General features: G+C 73.7%; 14 protein-coding genes. 8 read left to right on the top strand and 6 right to left on the bottom strand.

Going from position 1 to position 18,492, the window contains the following annotated elements; translation table 11 throughout:
• The first annotated feature begins 67 nt into the window (after positions 1–67).
• The 6 genes from ACFVU3_RS02745 (at position 68) to ACFVU3_RS02720 (ending at position 6,317) form a co-directional block, all read left to right on the top strand.
• Positions 68–1,240, top strand: a complete 1,173-nt coding sequence (locus ACFVU3_RS02745; protein WP_390063055.1) for a tetratricopeptide repeat protein — start codon at positions 68–70, stop codon at positions 1,238–1,240.
• Positions 1,237–2,412 (top strand): polyprenyl synthetase family protein, encoded by a 1,176-nt coding sequence (locus ACFVU3_RS02740; protein ID WP_390063054.1) that lies wholly within the window; start codon positions 1,237–1,239, stop codon positions 2,410–2,412. Before ACFVU3_RS02745 ends, ACFVU3_RS02740 begins: the two co-directional genes overlap by 4 nt.
• A 52-nt stretch (positions 2,413–2,464) precedes the next feature.
• Positions 2,465–3,139 (top strand): hypothetical protein, encoded by a 675-nt coding sequence (locus ACFVU3_RS02735; RefSeq protein ID WP_390063053.1) that lies wholly within the window; start codon positions 2,465–2,467, stop codon positions 3,137–3,139.
• 176 nt (positions 3,140–3,315) lie between these two features.
• A complete protein-coding gene (locus ACFVU3_RS02730; RefSeq protein ID WP_390063052.1) occupies positions 3,316–3,774 on the top strand; it encodes a VOC family protein in 459 nt (152 codons plus the stop codon).
• A 320-nt stretch (positions 3,775–4,094) separates the two neighbouring features.
• Positions 4,095–4,724, top strand: coding sequence for a hypothetical protein (locus ACFVU3_RS02725; RefSeq protein WP_390063050.1), 630 nt, complete (start codon positions 4,095–4,097; stop codon positions 4,722–4,724).
• Between the two features lie 501 nt (positions 4,725–5,225).
• Positions 5,226–6,317: a PP2C family protein-serine/threonine phosphatase gene (locus ACFVU3_RS02720; RefSeq protein WP_390063049.1), complete on the top strand. Its 1,092-nt coding sequence runs from the start codon at positions 5,226–5,228 to the stop codon at positions 6,315–6,317.
• A gap of 74 nt (positions 6,318–6,391) precedes the next feature.
• Here the strand turns inward: ACFVU3_RS02720 and ACFVU3_RS02715 are convergent, their stop codons facing one another.
• On the bottom strand, positions 6,392–7,702 hold the full coding sequence (locus ACFVU3_RS02715; RefSeq protein WP_390063047.1) for a peptidoglycan DD-metalloendopeptidase family protein: 1,311 nt from the start codon (positions 7,700–7,702) through the stop codon (positions 6,392–6,394).
• A gap of 448 nt (positions 7,703–8,150) precedes the next feature.
• On the opposite strand from ACFVU3_RS02715, the gene ACFVU3_RS02710 reads away from it, so the two are divergent.
• Complete coding sequence (locus tag ACFVU3_RS02710; protein ID WP_390063046.1) at positions 8,151–10,694, top strand: SpoIIE family protein phosphatase; 2,544 nt, start codon at positions 8,151–8,153, stop codon at positions 10,692–10,694.
• A gap of 20 nt (positions 10,695–10,714) precedes the next feature.
• On the opposite strand, the gene ACFVU3_RS02705 is transcribed toward ACFVU3_RS02710, so the two are convergent.
• The gene (locus ACFVU3_RS02705) at positions 10,715–11,806 is read right to left on the bottom strand and encodes a PP2C family protein-serine/threonine phosphatase (protein ID WP_390063044.1); all 1,092 of its coding nucleotides are present in this window, start codon (positions 11,804–11,806) and stop codon (positions 10,715–10,717) included.
• Between the two features lie 249 nt (positions 11,807–12,055).
• Between ACFVU3_RS02705 and ACFVU3_RS02700 the strand changes: the two genes are divergently transcribed.
• Positions 12,056–12,256, top strand: coding sequence for a hypothetical protein (locus tag ACFVU3_RS02700; protein ID WP_390063043.1), 201 nt, complete (start codon positions 12,056–12,058; stop codon positions 12,254–12,256).
• A gap of 69 nt (positions 12,257–12,325) precedes the next feature.
• Here ACFVU3_RS02700 and ACFVU3_RS02695 read toward each other — a convergent pair whose 3' ends face one another.
• The 4 genes from ACFVU3_RS02695 to ACFVU3_RS02680 form a co-directional block, all read right to left on the bottom strand.
• The gene (locus ACFVU3_RS02695; RefSeq protein ID WP_390063042.1) at positions 12,326–13,756 is read right to left on the bottom strand and encodes a DUF2252 domain-containing protein; all 1,431 of its coding nucleotides are present in this window, start codon (positions 13,754–13,756) and stop codon (positions 12,326–12,328) included.
• Positions 13,757–13,883: 127 nt separating this feature from the next.
• Entirely contained in the window at positions 13,884–14,210 is a 327-nt protein-coding gene (locus tag ACFVU3_RS02690; RefSeq protein WP_390063041.1) for a carboxymuconolactone decarboxylase family protein, read from the bottom strand.
• A gap of 567 nt (positions 14,211–14,777) precedes the next feature.
• Positions 14,778–16,370 carry an alpha/beta fold hydrolase gene (locus tag ACFVU3_RS02685; RefSeq protein ID WP_390063039.1) on the bottom strand — a complete coding sequence of 531 codons (1,593 nt, stop codon included), beginning with the start codon at positions 16,368–16,370 and terminating at the stop codon, positions 14,778–14,780.
• Positions 16,367–17,725, bottom strand: coding sequence for an alpha/beta fold hydrolase (locus tag ACFVU3_RS02680; RefSeq protein WP_390063037.1), 1,359 nt, complete (start codon positions 17,723–17,725; stop codon positions 16,367–16,369). Before ACFVU3_RS02680 ends, ACFVU3_RS02685 begins: the two co-directional genes overlap by 4 nt.
• Between the last annotated feature and the right edge of the window lie 767 nt (positions 17,726–18,492).

Below are 18,492 nucleotides of genomic sequence, written 5' to 3'. Positions count from 1 at the left end.
CCGCCCGCCGCCTCCGTCTTGTCCCTCGCGCCGGCCGATCGTCGAGCCGGCCGAGAAGGAGGAACCGATGGCGGGTCAGATCAGCGAGCGGCCGGCGAAGGCGTCCGCGCCCGAGTACCAAGGGGCCCTGGGGTCCCTGTCCGTGAACTCCTCGCTCCCCGACGTGCTCGCCGAGGGCCTGCGGGGTGCACGCGCGGCCGAACGGTCCGGCGACCTCCACGAGGCGGCGCGCTGCCGCCTGGCCGTCGCGGAGGCGTGCCGGCGGCTCGGGCGGATCGACGAGGCGGACCGGGCGTGGAAGGCGAGCTACCGGGCGGCACGCGCGGCCGGCCACGAAGGGGCGATGGCCTGGGCGCTGTGGAGCGGCGGCACGCTGGCCCGGCAGCGCGGCGCGTTCCGGCTCGCGTACCGGCTGCTGAAGCTGGCCTCCGAGGCGGGCGAGCGCGGCGGGGACGTCGTCGCCCGGGGCTACTCGCTGGCCGGACTCGCCGAGACCGGCCGCATCCAGGGCGACTACGAGGCCGTCGCGCGCCTGCACGAACAGCTGCTGACGGAGGCGCGCCGCCGCGGCGAGGCCCGGCACACCGTCTGGGCACTGGAGGGCATCGCGCAGATCCACCGCAACACCGGCCGGTTCGACGAGGCCCTCGCGCTCTTCGAGGAGGCGGCCGAGACCGCCTCGCGGGCCGAGGACCGGCGCGGCTGGGCGTGGGCCCTGCGGGGCATCGCCGACGTGGTGTCCGCACGCGACGGCGACGTCGAACGCGCCCTGGCGCTCCTGTCGCGGGCGGAGGAGGCGTGCCGGGAGATACGGCTGCGCAGTGCGCTCGCCTACAACCAGAAGATGCGCGGCAACGTCCTGTACCGGGCGGGCCGGTACGCGCAGGCCCGCGCCCCGTACGACCGCGCCCTCACGGAGTTCCGCGCGATGGACGAGCCGCGCGGCACCGCGCTGGCCCGGCTGGGGCTGGTGAAGACCGACGCCCGCCTCGGCCGCGACGCCGCCCGCACCGCCGCCGAACTGGCCGAACTGCGGACGTCCCTGGAGCGCATCGGACTCCTCCACGCCCGGGAGCTGGTGGACGGAGCCGCCGCCGAACTGGGCATCGGACCGCTTCCGGAACCCGCCGGGGACGGACCGGGAACGGGTGCGCCCACGCTGCCCCACGCCGGGGCGGAAGCCCTGCGGACCGCCGCCCCGGAGACCCTGCGGACCGCCGCCCCGGGGGCGCTGCGATGAGCGCCCCGCCGACGCCCGAGGCCCGCACCCGTCCGTCCGCCGGCGTGGCGGGGACCGCGACCCGGCCCGACGCGACCGGAGCGCGGCACGGAGGCCACGGAACGGACCCGAGGAGCCCGGCACCCGCCTCTCGCCGCCCGGACGCGCCCGCGACCGACGCCCTGCGGCGCTGCCGCGCGCTGGTCCGGCCGGCGCTGGTGGAAGCGGTCGGCCGACTGCACCCCTGGACCGCCGAGATGGCGGCGTACGCGCTGGGCTGGACCGGCACCGACGGGACCCCCGACCCGGGCGGATCCGAGGGCAAGGGGGTGCGGCAGGCCCTCGCCGTGCTCGCGGCCGAGGCCGTCGGCGGCGACGCGGCCGACGGCGTCCCGGGCGCCGTGGCCGTCGAACTCGTCCACACCTTCTCCCTGCTCCACGACGACATCATGGACGCCGACGCGCTGCGCCGGCGGCGCCCGGCCGTGTGGAAGACCTACGGGACCGGCCCGGCCGTACTCGCCGGCGACGCGCTCCTCGCCCAGGCCGTGACCGGCCTGGCCGAGGCCCGGAGCGACCACGCGGCGGCCGCGGTACGCCGCCTCTGCGGCACCCTGAACGCCCTCGTGTCCGGCCAGGCGGAGGACCTGCGGTTCGAGCACCGGCCCTGGTACGGACCGGGCGCGGTCACACCGGAGCGGTACCGGTCGATGGCCGCGCACAAGACGGGCGCCCTGCTGGGGTGCGCCCTCGCCCTCGGCGCGGTCCTCGGCGGCGCCCCCGGGCCGACCGTGACCGCGCTCGACCACGCCGGCCGCCAACTCGGCCTCGCCTTCCAGGCGGTGGACGACGTCCTCGGCATCTGGGGCGACCCGGAGACCACCGGCAAACCCGTCCACGCCGATCTGCGCCGGGGCAAGAAGACCTACCCGGTCCTCGCCGCCCTCGCCGACGGAGGCCCGGCCGCGCGGGAACTCGGGGCGCTGCTCTCCTCGTCCCGGCGGATCGACGACGCGACAGCCGCGCACCTCGCCGCCCTCGTCGAAGAGGCCGGAGGCCGCACCGCCGCCCACGAGGAGGCCCACCGGTGCCTGGACGCCGCCCGCGCCACGCTCCGCGCCGCCACCCCGAGCCACCCGGCCGCCCAGGAACTGGACGCCTTGTGCGCCGACTTGCTGGACCGCGCCTGGTGAGCCGCTCCCGGGGCGGGCGGCGGCGCGGCCCGGCCGACGTACGGTGGCGGTCATGACGATCAACCGTCCGGGACTTCCCGGGGACCTCCCGCCCGCCGAAACGCTGTGGGCCCGCTGGGCCCTGGTGGCCGCCTTCGGCACGACGGCCGCGAACGAACACCGGCCGAGCGCGCACCGCACCGGCCACTGGATCGACGACGAGGGACTGCACCGGGACGACGGCGGCTGCACCTGGTGGGTGCTCTCCCGCGAGGGCGAGGGCCGGTACGTGCTGTACGGCGAGGACGAGTCCAGCGGGACGAAATGGCATCGGCCTCCCGTCGACGTCCTCGCGGGCGGCCCCGCGTGGCTGCCGTGGGACGAACTGAACGACCGGCTGTCCGGCAACGAACTCGGCTGCGTCTACTGGTACGAGGACGGGGTCTGGGCCCGCGCCCCCTACCCGGACGACCTCGCCGACGACGGCCTGGACTGCGGCATGAGCGAGCTGGCCGACCGCACACAGGCGGCGCGCCTGCTGGTCGAGCGGCTCGCGCCGGCGGAAGGCGGCCCGGACGCCGAAGCCGTCCTCGCCGGGGCCGAGGCCGAGGCCGCGACCGGACCGCTCCGGGACGTCGACGCGCTGCTGGCGCGGGTGCGCGACCCCGACGGCGCCGAGCCGGACCCGTCCGCCGTGGCACGGGCCCTCGCCCGCGCCGGCCTCACGGACGTGACCGTCGCCGGCTGACCCGGCATCAAGCCGGCCCCTTGCCATGCCGGTGCCGGTGCCGGTCCCGGTGCTCGTGCTGGTGCTCGTGCCGCCATCGGTACCGGCCTGGGCGCTGGTCTCGGGGCCGGTGGAGGTGAGGCGGACCGTCCTGTCGCCCCGTGACTGCGGGGGAGGGGAGCGGGCACACGGAGGCCATGACCGTTTCCAAGATGGGCGTTCTCGTCCTCGACAGCACCGACCCCGAGCCCCTCGCCCGCTTCTACGCCGCCCTGCTCGACGGCACCGTCGAGCCGAGCGGCGTCGACCACGACCTGCTGATGGTCTCCGGCGCCGACGGATTCGCCCTCGGCATCCGCCGCGACCCCGGCCACGCACCTCCGAGCTGGCCCCGGCCGGAGGACTCCCAGCAGTCGCACCTGTGGATCCTCGTCGCTCCCGGCACGCTCGACGAGGCCGAGCGCGAAGCGGTCTCCATGGGCGCCCGCCCGGTGACCGCCGAGCACCACGGCAGCCGGACGGACCGGCGTACCGATGTGCGCCGCTTCATGGACCCGGCCGGGCACGCCTTCGTCCTCGCCGTGCAGTCCCACAGCCGGCCGGAGCGGGAGGGAGCGGTGCCCGACGCGGCCGGCCGGGGACGTCAGGACTCCTGACCGGTGGCGGCCAGGACGATCACCTCGCGTGAAGCGACCGCTTCGCGCAGGTTCTCGGACGCGTGGACCGCGAACTTCGCCGCGATCCGGCCGTGGCTCCGGTGAGGACCTGGAGGGCAGCCGCTGGTCCGGCGCCATGGCTGTTGTCGCGTACGTCGTGAGGGGGATGGCTCCACCGGCGGGCTCAACCGCACGGCTGAGGGAGGTCGCGACCGGTGACTGACGTGTGCGGAGCGGGTGTTGAGCAGGATCGGTCGTGGCAGAGCGGAGGTTCTCTCACTCCGGCGCTTCGGTTCCACGACCCCGAATGGAGTCCCACCATGTCCAGATTCACGCTGTCCCACCGTGCTGTCTCGTTCCTCGCGGCGACCGCCGTGGTGGCGACCACCGCGGGGATCGCCTCCGCGTCGACGGCATCCACGCCCGAGCCTGCCGGGACCACGCGGTCCTCCGCCCCTTCCGGGACGCTCACCTCCAGCCTCAAGGGCTGGGGCCGCATCGACTATCCCGACGCCGGCCACGACATCCAGGTCACCGTCGACGCCCACGCCACCTTCAAGGGTGTGGGTTGGGCCGAGCCCGACAAAGCCTGGGGCACCTTCCGCATCTACCACCGGATGCCGGCCGCCAAGGGCGAGCCCGAGAAGGTCAATTGGGGCGACTTCAAGGTCGACTGCCTGACCAGCGGCGGCCCCACCGCCACCGTGACCGGGCGCATCGTCCGTACCGGCGGTAACGTCGGCGGCTGGGACGACTATCTGAAGAGGCATGTCCGCATGGGGATCAGCTTCTACGTGGCAGAAGGCAAGGGCAGCGGTCCCAGCCGCATCGGGCTTTCCGGCGGCACCGATGAGGGCGAGCCGCTGCTGAGCAAGTGCATGGCGCCGGCCGCCGACTCCATGGTGATCAAGGGCGGCTACGACCTCACGGACAAAGTTCCGGCCGGGTAAGGACCATCCGCGGAAGCGGCCGGGGCCACGACGCCGATCCACCGGGCAGGGGTCGGCACGGCGACGGTCTCCGTGGGTTTCCGGCCGCGGTCCATGGGAAGTGCAGGGGGCTTGCTGTCAGGCGGTCGCCGAGCGGGTCCGAGATCCTGCCGGTCTCGCCCTCGCCGATCTACGCGCGAGCTATCGCATCGCTGGAGTCGTTCGAGGGATTGCGGTCGGGGCCTCGACTCTGGGAACGGTCGCCCGTGCCCGCAGGGGATGGGCGACCAGCCATGTCAGGAACGACTCGACGTCCGACGTCACCGCTGGGCGGCGTTCGGTGTGACGTGCGGGGAAGCCGGCCTTCGCCGGGGCTGCCAGCAGTTTCGGCACCGCGTCGCGGTCCCGTGGTCGATCCGTGACAGCGGCCGGGTGCCGGCGTGTTCCCGGGGGCGGTGCGGGGCACCGGCGCGGGAGTGGGCGTGGCGTGCGGGGTGCAGAGCGGCGTAGGAGCCTGGTGGTGTGGTGAAGCCGAGGAAGGCGGCGGCCGGCGCGTACCGGCGGGGCTGGCTGCGCGGGGCCCCGCCGCCGCGCTGGGTGCGGATCCTGCCCGTGCTGCTGCTCGTCGGGGTGGGGGCGGCCTCGCTCACCGACTCCGTTCCGCTGGACATCGGCTTCCTGCTCGGGGCGGTGTCTCCGCTGGCCGTCCTGGCCTACGGGCCGCTGGCCACGGCCCTCCTCGGGGCCGCGACGATCGTGCTGCTGACCGTTCCCGTCTTCCATCTGAACCGGCCCGGCAACACCGACCTGTTCACCCTCGGTTTCGTGGCGACCCTGAGCGTCTTCGTGTCCTTCGTCCGCGGGCGCCGGGACGCGCAGCTCGACCTGGAACGGGCCGTCGCCGAGACGGCCCAGCGGGCCATCGTCCCGGACGTCCGGCGGCGCGTCGGTCCCGTGCGCTGCGCGAGCCTCTACCGGGCGGCCGAACGCGGCACGCTCGTGGGAGGCGACTTCTTCGACGTCAGACCAGGCCCCCACGGGGTCCGGGCGGTCCTCGGCGACGTACAGGGCCATGGTCTGTCGGCCGTCGCCACGGTCGCCTCCGTCATGGGGGCGTTCCGCGAGGCCGTACTGGACGACGTGGACGCGGAGTCGATCGCGGCGCGCCTGGACCGCAGGCTGGTGGTCGACTCGGCGCCGACGGAGCACGCGGAACTCTTCGCCACGGCCGTCCTCCTGGACTTCGCGCCGCACGGGCGGGAGGTCCGCGTCCTGGCCTGCGGCCACCCCCCGCCCGTTCTGCTGCGCGGCGGCGCCGCGCACGCCCTGGAACTCGACCCCGGACCACCCCTGGGGACGGGCCTGGCCGACGTCGCGCCCGGAACCGCCGCCACGATGTCGCTGCGGCCCGGGGACCGGCTGCTCCTGGCGTCGGACGGAGTCCTGGAGGCGCGGGACGCCTCCGGAGCCTTCTACCCCTTCGTCGAGCGGCTGGCCCGCATGACCGGTGTCGGCCTGGACGAGCTGCCCGACGAGATCTGGTCCGACCTCAGCGGCTTCGCCCCCGCGATCCAGGACGACGTGACCCTCCTGATCCTCGCCCTGGACGCCTGAGGCCCGGGCCGACCTGGGGCTCGCGGGGTCCGCGGTGCCCCGGGGCCGGGTGAGGCGCCGGGGCCCGCGCCGGGTCAGTACGAGCAGCCGCTGGTGGGCAGGGAGCCCGGGGCCGGCGGCGTGGTGCCGTCGTACAGGGCGAGGAGCAGCGGCTGCGGGCAGTGCTTGACGCCGCCGATGCGGATCTCGAAGTGGAGGTGCGGTCCCTCGGACCGGCCCGTGTTGCCGGACTCGCCGAGGTACTGGCCGGGGGTGACGGTGGTCCCGGCGGCGACGGCCCGGGAGTCCAGGTGGCCGTAGATGTACGTCACGCCGTCGGCGTCGGTGAGCGTGATGCCGTTTCCGAAGCCGCCGTCGATGTACCCCACGGTTCCGCGCGTGACGGCGTGCACGGGCGTGCCGACGGGGACCGCGATGTCGATCGCCGCGTAGTCGTGGTGCGGGTCGTCCAGCACGCCGCGGGGGACGGCCGACCGGGGGAGGACGTAGGCGTACCGCCGGCCGACGCAGTCGGCGGTCTCCGGCTCGGCGGAGAGCAGGGTCTGCGTCCATCCGGAGACGTCGACCGGATCGTCGTTGTGGTAGACGATGTCGCTGCCCGAGCCGTCGTCGGGGGCGAGGTCCTGGTACCAGTACATGCCTCCCGCCGAGGTGACGCCGTAGTAGAGGCCGCCGCCGGGCGAGAGGAGCTTGCCGAAGCCGGACCACCCGGACGCCACGAGCTGCTTCCCGGTCCAGGTCCCCGCGTCGTCGATCCGGTACTCCAGCAGCCGGCCGTCGGCCGTGTTCGCGAGGAGCCGGTCGTCCCCGGTGGACGTGAGCGCCTTGAGGACGAACCCGCTGCCGATCTCACGGCGCTGGCCGATGTGCTGGGACCCGGCGGGCTTCGGCTGCGAGACGAGGTACTGCAGCAGGACGCCGCCGGCGGTGCCGTAGAGGTGTCCATGACCGTCGTGGACGAGCTTGTCGTGGGTCCAGCCCGTCCCGATCGGGGTGGGCGGGCTCGCCAGGGCCAGGGAGAGGTTGTTGGTCTTGACGTCGATCCGGTAGAGGGTTCCGGACGCGTCGGTGGCGAGGACCGTGTTGAAGTTCAGCGTCGCCAGGGCCTTGGGTTCGAATCCGAGGTCGGGGCCGATGTGGGTCTTGACGCGGTCGCCGCTGGAGGGATCGATCTGCGAGTACGTCAGGCGGCCGTCGGCGAGGGCACCGTAGACGGAGACGGAACCGGAGCAGTCGGCGTCCGCGGACGCGGCGCGTACGGTGCCGGCGCCCGCGACGGCGCCGGGCGCCCCGGCGTGGACGGCCGCCGTGGCGGTGGTGACGAGTCCGAGGGCCAGGGCCCCCGTGAGGAGCGATCGAACGGTCTTGCGGCGTCTGCGGGTCAACGTCGGTCCCCCGTCGGTTCGGGTCCGGTGGCGGGCACACCCGGTTCTCGGTGTCCGCGCCCCGGCAGGGCGCCGGCGCGCGGAGTGGCGCCGGCGCCGGTGAGCCTCTCCGACGGCGGGGCCGTCCCGCACGGCACGTGATCGATCCGTTACCTGTCGTGGCGGAGTTGACCGGAGGGGACCCCCTTCACGACCCGCGGATCCCTTGACCGGTCACACGGGGCGGCGTAAGGGACGGGCCGACCGCCGAGGCCCCGGGACCCGGGCCGGTGCCGCGCCGGCCGTGTCCGCCGTCCCGCGGGCCACCGGACCTCGAAGGCACCTCGGGGCCGCGCCCCTCCCGCCTCGCGTCGCGACGTCAGGGCGGGACGGGGCGTACGGCGATCGCGACCGTCAGGGCGGGACGGGACGCACTGCGATCGCGACCGCCCCGAAGGATGATGGGTCCATGGAAGGGCTACCTTTCACTCCTCCCGCCGGGGCGGACGAAGGCGGGCACCTCGGTCCGCCCCCGGCCGCCTTCGCGCTGCTCGCCGCGGACGGAGTGATCGTCGGGTGGAGCCCTGAGGCCGAAGCCCTCCTGGGGTATGCCGCCTCGCAGGTACGGGGACGCCGGGCGGCGGACCTGCTCGTGACCCCGTCCGCCGATCGCGGCGGACCGGAGGAACGGCGTACGGACCAGGGGCGGACGGACCAGGGGCGCACGGACCAGGGGCGGACGGACCGGCGACCGTGGTTCGGCGGGACACGCGGCGCCGTCGTGGACGTGCGCCACCGTGGCGGACACACCGTACGTGTGGCGGTGATCCTGCGCCCCCTGACGCCCGCCTCCGACGGGGAGCCCACCGGCCGCGCCCCCTCCGCCGTCCTCATGGCGGTCGAGCTGGAGGGGCTCCGCTGGTGGGAGACCCGGCAGGCGATGCTCCAGGGGCTGGTGACCCAGTCGCCCGTGGCGCTGACCATCTACGGGCCCGGCGCGCGCCTCCTGTGGGCCAACGCGTCCAGTGTCCGGGAGCTCGGCGGCGACCTCACCGCGTCGCTGGGCCGCTCCATGACCGAACTCTTTCCCGGAGACGTCCTCACGACCCAGCATCTGGGGCCTCCCGAGGACTTCGTCCGACAGATCCTCGAGACCGGCGAGCCGGTCATCGACGTGCACTTCCGGGGGCGCGCCCCGGCCGACCCGAGGCGCGAGCGGGTCTGGTCCTCGTCCTACTTCCGGCTGCTGGACGGCAGGGGAGAGCCGGTGGGCGTGTGCGAGCAGTCCATCGACGTCACCGACCACTACCGTGCGCAGCAGCGCCTGGCGCTCCTCGCCGAGGCCGGCGCACGGATCGGGTCGACGCTCGACCCGTTCGGTACGGCGGCGGAACTCGCCAAGATCGCCGTGCCGCAGTATGCCGACACCGTGCTGGTCGACGTGGCGGCGGAGGTGCTCGAAGGCGAGGAACCGAGGCCCGCCACGGCAGGGGACCTGGTGCGCGTGGCCGATTCGGACGGAGAACCCTCCCGGGTGGGGGAGCGGGTCGCGTACCCCGCCGGATCGTCGCAGGCCGAGAGCCTGGCCGGGGGCGGTGCCCTCGCGGACGCCGGGGGCGATGGCACGGCGGACGCCGAGGGCGGTGCGACCGCGGACGACGGAGGCGGTGCGACCGTGGACGACGGAGGCGATGCCACCGAGGACGCGGACGGCGGGGGCGCGCCGACGCACCTGTACGTCCCGCTGATCGTGCGGGGGGCGCCCCTGGGCCTCGTCACCTTCGTGCGGGGCGAGGACTCGGAGCCCTTCGACGACGGCGATCGGTCAGTGGCGGAGGAGCTGGCGTCGCGGACCGCCGTGTGCATCGACAACGCCCGGCGGTACCGCCGGGAACGCACCGCCGCGTTCATGCTCCAGCGCAGCCTGCTGCCACGCTCGCTGCCCGAGCTGAGCGCGGTCGAGGCGGCGAGCCGCTATCTGCCCGCCGACAGCCACCTCGGCGCCGGCGGCGACTGGTTCGACGTCATTCCCCTGTCCGGCGCACGTGTCGGACTCGTCGTGGGCGACGTGGTCGGCCACGGGCTGGGAGCCGCCGCCACCATGGGGCGCCTGCGCGCGATGGTGCGCACCCTGGCCGAGCTGGACCTCGCGCCCGACGAACTCCTGGCCCGGCTGAACGACCAGGTCGGCAAGGACGCGTCGGACCAGCACGCGAAGGGCACGGACGGCAGTGGCGCGGTCGGAGCGACGTGCGTGTACGGGATCTACGATCCGGTCTCCCGCACGAGCACCTGGGCGGCGGCGGGACACCTGCCGCCGGCGGTGGTGCAGCCGCACGGTCCCGTCAGCTTCCTCCGTCTGCCACCAGGGCCTCCGCTGGGCGTGGGACGGCTTCCGTACGAGGCCGCGGACGTGACGCTCGCCGCGGGAAGCCTGCTCGTCCTGTTCACCGACGGCCTCGTGGAGGCCCGGGGGCAGGGCATCGACGTGGGTCTCGCCCGCTTGGCGACCGTACTCGGGGAGCAGCGGGGATCGTCCTCCGACCTGCTGTGCGCCCAGATCGCGGCGGAGCTGGTGCCGGAGCATGTGCGGGACGACGCGACGCTCCTCGTCGTGCGCACCCGTGCGCTCGACGCGTGCCAGGTGGCGGACTGGGAGCTGCCCTCGGACCCCGCGCTCGTCGCACGCGCCCGTTCGATGGCCGCGGAACAGCTCGCGCGGTGGGGCCTGGAGGATCTGGCCTTCACCACGGAACTGGTGGTCAGCGAACTGGTCACCAACGCGATCCGCTACGCCGCCGGTCCGATCGGTCTGCGCCTGATCCGGGACCGCTCCCTCATCTGCGAGGTCTCCGACTCGCAGCACACCTCACCGCACGCCCGCTACGCCGGCAATGACGAGGAGGGCGGACGCGGACTGTTCATGGTCGCCCAGCTCACCGAGCACTGGGGGACGCGGTACATGCCGTCGGGCAAGACGATCTGGGTGGAGCAGGCCCTGCCCGTGCCCTGAGGACCGCCCGCGGGCACGGTTCACGGCGTGTGCAGGCGTACGGCCAGGGCGGCGATGTCGTCGTCGAGGCTGCCCCTGCTGTGGCGGAGGAGATCGCGGTGCAGGGCCGTGAGCAGGTCGCGGGGCGGCGTGGGGGGCTGCCGGCGCATCCACGCCGTCAAGGGGAAGAACGCGCCGTCCCGGGCGCGGGTCTCGACGATCCCGTCCGTGTAGAGGAGGAGCAGCTCGCCGGGAGCGAAGGAGAAGGCGTCCGCACGGTACTGGTCGCCGATCAGGTCCGCGAGGCTGAGCAGGGGCGAGGGGGCGGACGGCTCGAGGACGCGCACGTTCTCGAGGCCGTGGATCAGGGGCGGAGGGTGCCCGCAGTTGACGATGGTGAGGTGACCGCCGTGATGCGGGATCTCGACGAGCAGCGCGGTGGCGAAGCGTTCCATCGTCGCCTCGGGCGGATGGGCGGCGTTGTGCCGGGCACAGCTGGCGTCGAGCCTGCGGGCGATGTCGGCCATGGATGCCTCGCCGTGTGCCGCCTCCCGGAAGGCGTTGACGATCGCCGCGGCCGCCCCCACCGCCGGCAGGCCCTTGCCCCGCACGTCGCCGATGAGCAGCCTTACCCCGTACGGCGTGTCCACCACCTCGTAGAAGTCCCCTCCGATGCGGGCCTCCGCGGCGGCGGCGAGGTACAGCGATTCGATCTCGACGTTCCGGAAACGGCGCGGCAGCGGCCGCAGCACCACCTGCTGGGCCGCGTCGGCGACGAGCCGTACCTGGAAGAGCGTGCGCTCCCGTTTGAGCCGGACATGGCTGCCGTACGCGGCGGCCACGGTGACCGCGATGATCCCCCCGCACGTCCACCACGTCCCGAGATCGGGGAAGACGAGGCTGAGTCCGATCATCAGGAGGAGACACACCGTCCCGAGGAGCACGGTCGGGAGGACCGGCCACATGGAGGCGGCCAGGGCCGGTGCCGCGGGCAGGAGGCGGCTGAAGGCCAGCTCCGGCGGAGTCGCGTAGGCCAGGCTGCCGATCACGACGGTCAGGAACACCGGCGACAGCCGCACGAGCATGCCGTAGCCGTTGCTCCGGCGGAGCCGCGACCGTCCGGACTCGATCATGAATCCCAGCGTATCCGCGAGGGGCCCGCTCAGCGACGTGACGAGTGGCCCCCACACGCGGCCGGGCCCGCCGGCCCGGGAGGCCGCGATCGCGGGATCGGTCACCCGAGGTGACCGAAGGCCGCGCAGGGTGCTCCACCGCCCGCGGGGCGGCCGTCACCGTCCGCACACCGAGCGCGGCCCGGGCGTCTTCGGCGCGCTGACGGGGCGGCCGGCCGGCGGGGACAGGGCAGTCCGGGAACCGCTCTGGTGGAAACCGGCCGGACCCGCCTCGCCACCGGCAGCTACACCTGGATCGACGACCAGGGGCGCGAGGTGTTCGTCCGCAACGCCGCCCTCCTCGTCGCGGGCCGCTACCACCTGGTGATCGTCATCGGCCCAGAGGCGAGACGTGACGAGGTGCAGGCGCACCACGCCCATGTCCTCGACACGTACCGGCCGACCACGTGACGGAAACGGCTCCGCGCCGGGCCGCACGTCCGTCGTAGGACGGTCCGGCCCCGAGGTCCCTTCCCCCGGTCAGGTCGTCGGCAGTTGCTCCGCGGGCAGCCGGCCCGCGGCCACGGCATCGACGAGGGCCTGGTGGTCGCGCTCGTTCTGGTCGGCATAGGCTTCCGCGAACGTGGCGAGTGCCCGGTCGAAGGAGTCGCCGCCGCCCAGGTACGCGGCGATCGCGATCCGGTCGCCGGACCGTGCGTGCGCACGCGCCAGCGTGAACCCGCACACTTCGCCGAACGCGCGCATGCGCCTCGGATCCATCGTCTCGGGAAGAGCGATGCCCTTCCAGTCGCGCAGCTGGCGGACGTAGAAGTCGCGCTTCTTGCCGTCGATGCCGTCCACTCGCTCCCAGCCGAGGAAGATGTCGCTGGCGGCCTGCATCAGCCGCTGGCCGGAGACCACCCGTTCGCCCTGGTTGCGGTACGCGCTCGCGCCGACGTGCGCCGCGAGCACGGAGGTGTCGGCCTCCTTCGCCTGGAGGAAGAGGGGATCCCGGTCGTCCCGGCCGAGGAGCAGGAAGATCCAGCAGCGGGTACCGACGCTGCCGACGCCGACCACCTTGCGGGCGACGTCGGCCAGACGGTAGTCCGACAGGAGCGTGCGCCGGTCGGACGTCAGGGTGGAACCGTACCGTTCGATCAGGCCGCGGAACTGGCGCTCCAGGGCATGGCGCTCGACGTCCGGCAGCAGGTCGCCGACGGGGACGAGCAGCGGGGGATCCGCCGCGATCACAGGACGGCCGCCGACCGTCTCGGTGAGCTTGTCGAATGCCTGGAGGCTGTCGCGGCCGCGGGCCTTCTCGATGGCACGGGCCAGATTCTTCTGGCCGCTCTTGGAGAGCCGGTCCGTGGCCAGGGACGCCAGACGGTCCTCGTCGATCTTCGCGTACCAGACGTCGATGGTGCGCATGGCCGCGAAGCCGGTCATCGCCTCGCGGTACGAACGGACCGTGTGCCGGACGATGCGGTCGCGCTCGGCGTCGTCGAAGCCGTTCGCCCGGGCGGCGATGACGAAACTCGCCGACAGCCGTTTGACGTCCCACTCCCAGGGGCCCGGCAGCGTCTCGTCGAAGTCGTTGATGTCGAACATCAGGCGTCGTTCCGGCGAGGCGAGGAGGCGGAAGTTGAGCATGTGGGCGTCCCCGCACAGCTGGGCCGTGAACCCCGAGCGCGGGGCGGCGGCCAGGTCGGAGGCCATGATCGCGGCGGCGCCCCGGTAGAAGCGGAACGGGGACTCCGTCATGCGGCCGTAGCGGAGAGGAACGAGCTCGGGCACGCGCGTCGCGGACTGCGCCTCCAGGATCTTCAGCGGGTCCGGCCTGTCAGGAGACGGTTCGTACACCGCATGGCCGGATCGCGGCGCACGACGTCTCGCCGCCTTGCCGAGCGCCGCGCGCTCCTCGGGCGTGGCGTGAGGTGCGGCACGCAGTGCCGTGGTCGACTTCTGGGGCATCGAAGACTCTCCTGTCCGGACGCGCGGCCGTCGGAATGTCCGGCACCGGCCCGGATGGCCGGAAGGGCACTGCGGTCTCCTCCGATGCCGGACGAGCCGGCCGCGATGCCGGGTGGGGCGTGCGCTCTCAGGCTTCGCCCTCGATCTCGGCGTCGGCGACGGCGATCGCGATGCCGAGTGCCGCGGCGATGTTGCCCGCCGCCGTCATGACGCGGGCGGTGCCCACGATGGGCGCGATGGCGACCAGGACGTCCTGCAGTCGCTCGGCGGTCAGGCCGGCCCGGATGCCGGGCTCGATGTGGGCCGCGTAGGAGATCGGCGGGGCGTCCGAGGCGGCGAGGGCCGCGATGCGCGTGAGGATGAGCATGTCCGGGGCCAGACCGCAGCGCTCTACCGAGTCGATGGTCATGGCGGCGAGGGTGTCCAGGACGGGGGTGTCGGATGCGGTGGACATGGTGCATGGCCTCCGGAGAGTTCGTGGGCCTTCGTGCATGGGGGCTGGAACGGACGGGCTGATCGGCTTCGGCGGAGAAAAAGGCTCGCCGCCCGGACCTCGGCCGTGCCGGCCGTGATCGAGCCACTTCCACTTTCGGCCCCTCTCGCGTCCCGCGCACCTCAGGACCCGTTCGACGCCTCGCGGAGGCCGTGGGCGTACCTGCCCTCACGGCCCGGTCCGGCGGGGCGACGGCGCGCGGGCGCGGCGCCGATCAGGAGCACCCGGGTCGAGTCGCCTGCGGAGGCGGGACCGACGTCGGGTTCCGGGCGCCGCTGGGCGGCGAACAGGTCCCGGTGCGGATGCCGTTCTCCGACGACGACACGCTCTGTTCGGTCTGCGCGACCCCCACGGCCGCCCGGCAGGAGGTCGCCGCGGGGGCTGTGGGGATCGCGATCGGGCAGCCTGACCGTCCTCGCGGCATTCATGATGATGGTGATGTGGGCGCCGGCGGCGTCCATGATCATCGGAGCCCGGTACCCCACGACCCGTCGCAAGGGCCTGGTCATGCCACCCGCCTGGGACGGTCTACGGAGCGATCTCGAACGCGGGCGGCTGGAGCCCCGCGAGGCAACGCGTGTCCGGCGCGTCCGGACGGTCGAAGAACGAGACGGTCATCGTCTGCGCGCACGTCGAGTCGGCGAAGACCACGTGCGCGACGTACGGAACCGTCACGGCGACGGACCGGCTCAGCGTCCGGGCGGCGTACGCCCCGCTGCTCGGCGCGGTCTGGGCGTCGAACCCGCCGGAGAGGAGCAGGGTCGGGATGTCGCTGCGGGTCACGTCCCGGATCGAGGGCGGTGCCGCGGGAACGTCCCAGGCACGGCAGTCGTCGTGCAGCCAGGCCAGCTGCGGGGCGTTGGCCAGCATCGAGCGGGGGAACGTCGGGAACGCGCGGCGTCCGCCCCGGACGATGTCCTCCCGGCTCTCGTACGGGGTCCACTGGCTGCAGAAGATGCCGTAGACGAGCCCGTGCGCGGTCCGTCCCATGGCCTGCGGACTGTACTTGCCGCCCGCGAGCTGCTCGGCGATCCGCTGCGGGTTGCCGTGGGCCAGTTCGTCGAGGGAGCGGGGCACTCCGGCCGCCACGTGCGTGGCCGAGGTCAGCCAGGTGACCAGGTTGCTGCCGTCGAGCACGACCCTCACCGGTTCCGGGTGGCCCGGGACCGTCACGGTGGTGGTGACCGGTCGGGCCTCCAGCTCGCTGACGAGGCGGAGGAAGGTGCCCTTCAGATCCGGGTAGCGGGTGTGGCAGGCGGGCTGCTCCTCGCAGGCTTTGAACAGGCCGTCGAAGCCCTCGCGCGCGGCCTTCCAGGTCACCGCCCCGCCGGCCAGGGACGGCGGCAGGACGCCGTCGATGCCGACCGAGCGGATGCCCTTCGGGTGCAGGCGCATGTAGTTGAGCGCCAGGTGGGTGCCGTAGGAGATGCCGAAGACGTTCCACTGCCTGACGCCCAGAGCCTTGCGCAGGGTGTCGTAGTCGGCCGAGCTTTCGATGTCGTTGTAGGCACTGCGGTCGGCGCCCTGGCTCGCCACCCGGTCGCGGCACTCCCTGGTCGCCTCGACGTGCAGGCGCCCGGTGGACGGCGCGTTGGAGACGAGGCCGAGGGCGCGCGCGTTGAACGCGTCGATGTTCGGGCAGGTGATCTCCGGGTCGGCCGAGTAGGTTCCGCGCTGGGACATGAAGATCACGTCGCGGTCGCGGTTCAGGCCGCCGGCGACCGCCATCGGGATCTCGGACACCGCGTCGTCCCCCGGCCCGCCGGCGAGCCACACGATCGGGTCGGACGCCGGTCTCTTGCCGACCGCGGGGATGATCGCGACCGCGAGGGTGATCTTTCGCCCGTGGCGCCGGGAACGGTTCTCGGGCACGGTGAGCGTTCCGCAGCGGGCGCGCGCCAGATCGGGGATCGGGTCCGCCGTCCTCGGGCACGGGCCCGGCTCGAAGTGGCCGCCGCCCGCAGTCCGGGCAACCGTGCCGAGCGGCGCCCCGGTGCCGGACTCGGCCCGGGCGGGGAGCGCGGCGAGGCCGAGGACGAGGGCGCCGGCCGTGGCTCCGGCCAGCGCGGCCGGGAGCCGGCGCGAGGGGCGCCCGCGTCGGGGTGGGGTGGGGGACGTCATCGGGTCTCCAGTTCGGGGGTGAGGGTGAAGGGTGCCGGCGTGAGTCCTGCCACGCAGCCGGTGTCGGGCGCGGTCGGACGGGTGAGGAAGGACGCCAGGACGCGCTGCGCGCAGGGCGACTGCGGGACCACGAAGTGGCCGATCCCGGGGATCTGTACGGCGGTCGAGCGGGGCAGCGTACGACCGGTGTACGGTCCCCAGCTCGCCCCCGTTTTCGCGTCGAAGGTCCCGGAGATGATCAGGGTCGGCACCTTGCTGGAGGTGGTCACCCGCTGGATCGCGGTGCGGTCCGGGACGTTCCAGACGCGGCACAGGTCGTACTCGAAGGGGAGTTGCGGCGCGTGGGCCAGGACCGTGTCCGGCCAGCCGGGAAACGCCCGGCGCCCGGCCTCCAGGAGGTCGGCCTTCGTGAAGCCCGGCGCCCATTCGCCGCACGCCACCGAGTGCGTCAGACCGTGGGCGAATTCGCCGATGGCGGGCGTCGCGCCGGCCGCCTGGGCCTGGGCGAAGCGCTGGGGGTCTCCGTGGGCGAGTTCGTCGAGTGCAGCGGGGACGTCGACGGACGGCAGGGCGGCGCCGTCGGCGACCAGCAGGTTGATCAGCGTGCCGCCGTCGAGGACGACCTTCACCGGGCCGCCCCCTCCGGGCGGCTGCACCGTCAGCCTCAGGGGGTTCGCCTCAAGGCGCCGGACCTGCTCGGTCAGTGTGCGGGAGAGGTCCGGGTAGCGGTTCTTGCAGGCCGGCTGGGCCTCGCATGCCGCGAAGATCGCGTGAATTCCCTCCTGCGCGCTGTCCCAGGCCCAGGGCAGGCTCACGATCTGCGGCGGCACGACCGAGTCGATCGCCACCGAGCGGATCCCCTCGGGGTGCCGGCGCAGGTAGGTGAGGGCCAGGTCGGTGCCGTAGGAGTATCCGTAGACGTTCCACTTCCTGATGCCGAGCGCCTTGCGCAGGTCGGCGAAGTCCGCGGCGTTCTCAGTGGTGTTGTAGTCGCTCAGCCGGATTCCGTCGGCCGTGAGGCGGTCCCGGCACTCCTTCGCGGCGCGCACCAGGAGCCGCCCGGTCGAGGGGGCGTCGTAGGGCAGTCCGACGGCCTTCGCGTTGAACCGGTCCATCTCCGGGCAGGCGAGGTTCGGCTGCGAGTGGAGCGCGCCGCGCTGGGTCATGACGATCAGGTCGCGGTCCCGGTTCAGGCCGGAGTCGATCAGGAAGGGGATGGCGCTGATCGCCTCGCCGCCGGGGCCTCCCTCCATGAACACCACCGGGTCCTGCGCCGGAGTCGTCGACGCGGCCGGAACGATGGCGACCGTGAGCTTGATGGTCCGTCCGCCGCGGCGGGTCCGGTTCTCGGGCACCTCCAGGGTTCCGCAGTGTCCGGGAACCGGGTCGGGCGTGGCCGGGCAGGGACCGGGGACGAACCGTGCCGGACCCCCCGGACGGGGTTCGACGGGGGGAGGCGACACGGCACCGCTCGGTGCCGTGCCGACCGCGCCCAGGAGCGCCAGACCGGCCGCGACGATCATCATCCTGGCGGGCGACCGCCGGGCGGGTCGTGGTGCGCGGGACCGTTGCCTCCGCTTCCGTACGAGCATGCCGCTCCCACGAGCGAACGCCAGGCAGCCTGCTCCGATGTCTTGTTCCGCCATGCGGTCCCGTCCTTCTGAGGACCTCGGCCGCGCCGAGACCCGACGACGATGCGGCGCGGCTCCGCGCGTCCCGTTCGTCGGGCGGCGGCCACCGCCGTGCCAGCGTCAGCCGTCCCCAGGACGTCCACCACCGGGGAGCGCCAGTCGGAGCAGTCCGTCTCGCCTGGTCAGGGCCTGATGCGGCGCAGGAGCGGAAGCAGGCGATTCCAGTGGCGCTTCGGTCCGGACGCTGAAGGCGTCGGCGTCGGTGTCGGGCAGGGGTGAAACCGTGGACGGTGCCGGTGTGGATCTCCGAGGTGCGGCCGACACCCGAGGCATCCAGGTCCCGGTTGTACACCGCGCACCTTCACTAGACCGGGTCGACTCCCAGAGCCGACCCGGTCTTCGACGGTGTAGGGGACCAGGCCAACCGCCCCATATGCTGACCCATCGCTGACCCATCGCTGACTTTACTGACGGCTCATCAACTGCCCTCA

This window comes from Streptomyces sp. NPDC058052 (assembly GCF_042885515.1).
Taxonomy (GTDB): domain Bacteria; phylum Actinomycetota; class Actinomycetes; order Streptomycetales; family Streptomycetaceae; genus Streptomyces.
Note: the sequence above shows the minus strand (reverse complement) of the source record. Positions and strands in the feature narration are given on the sequence as shown.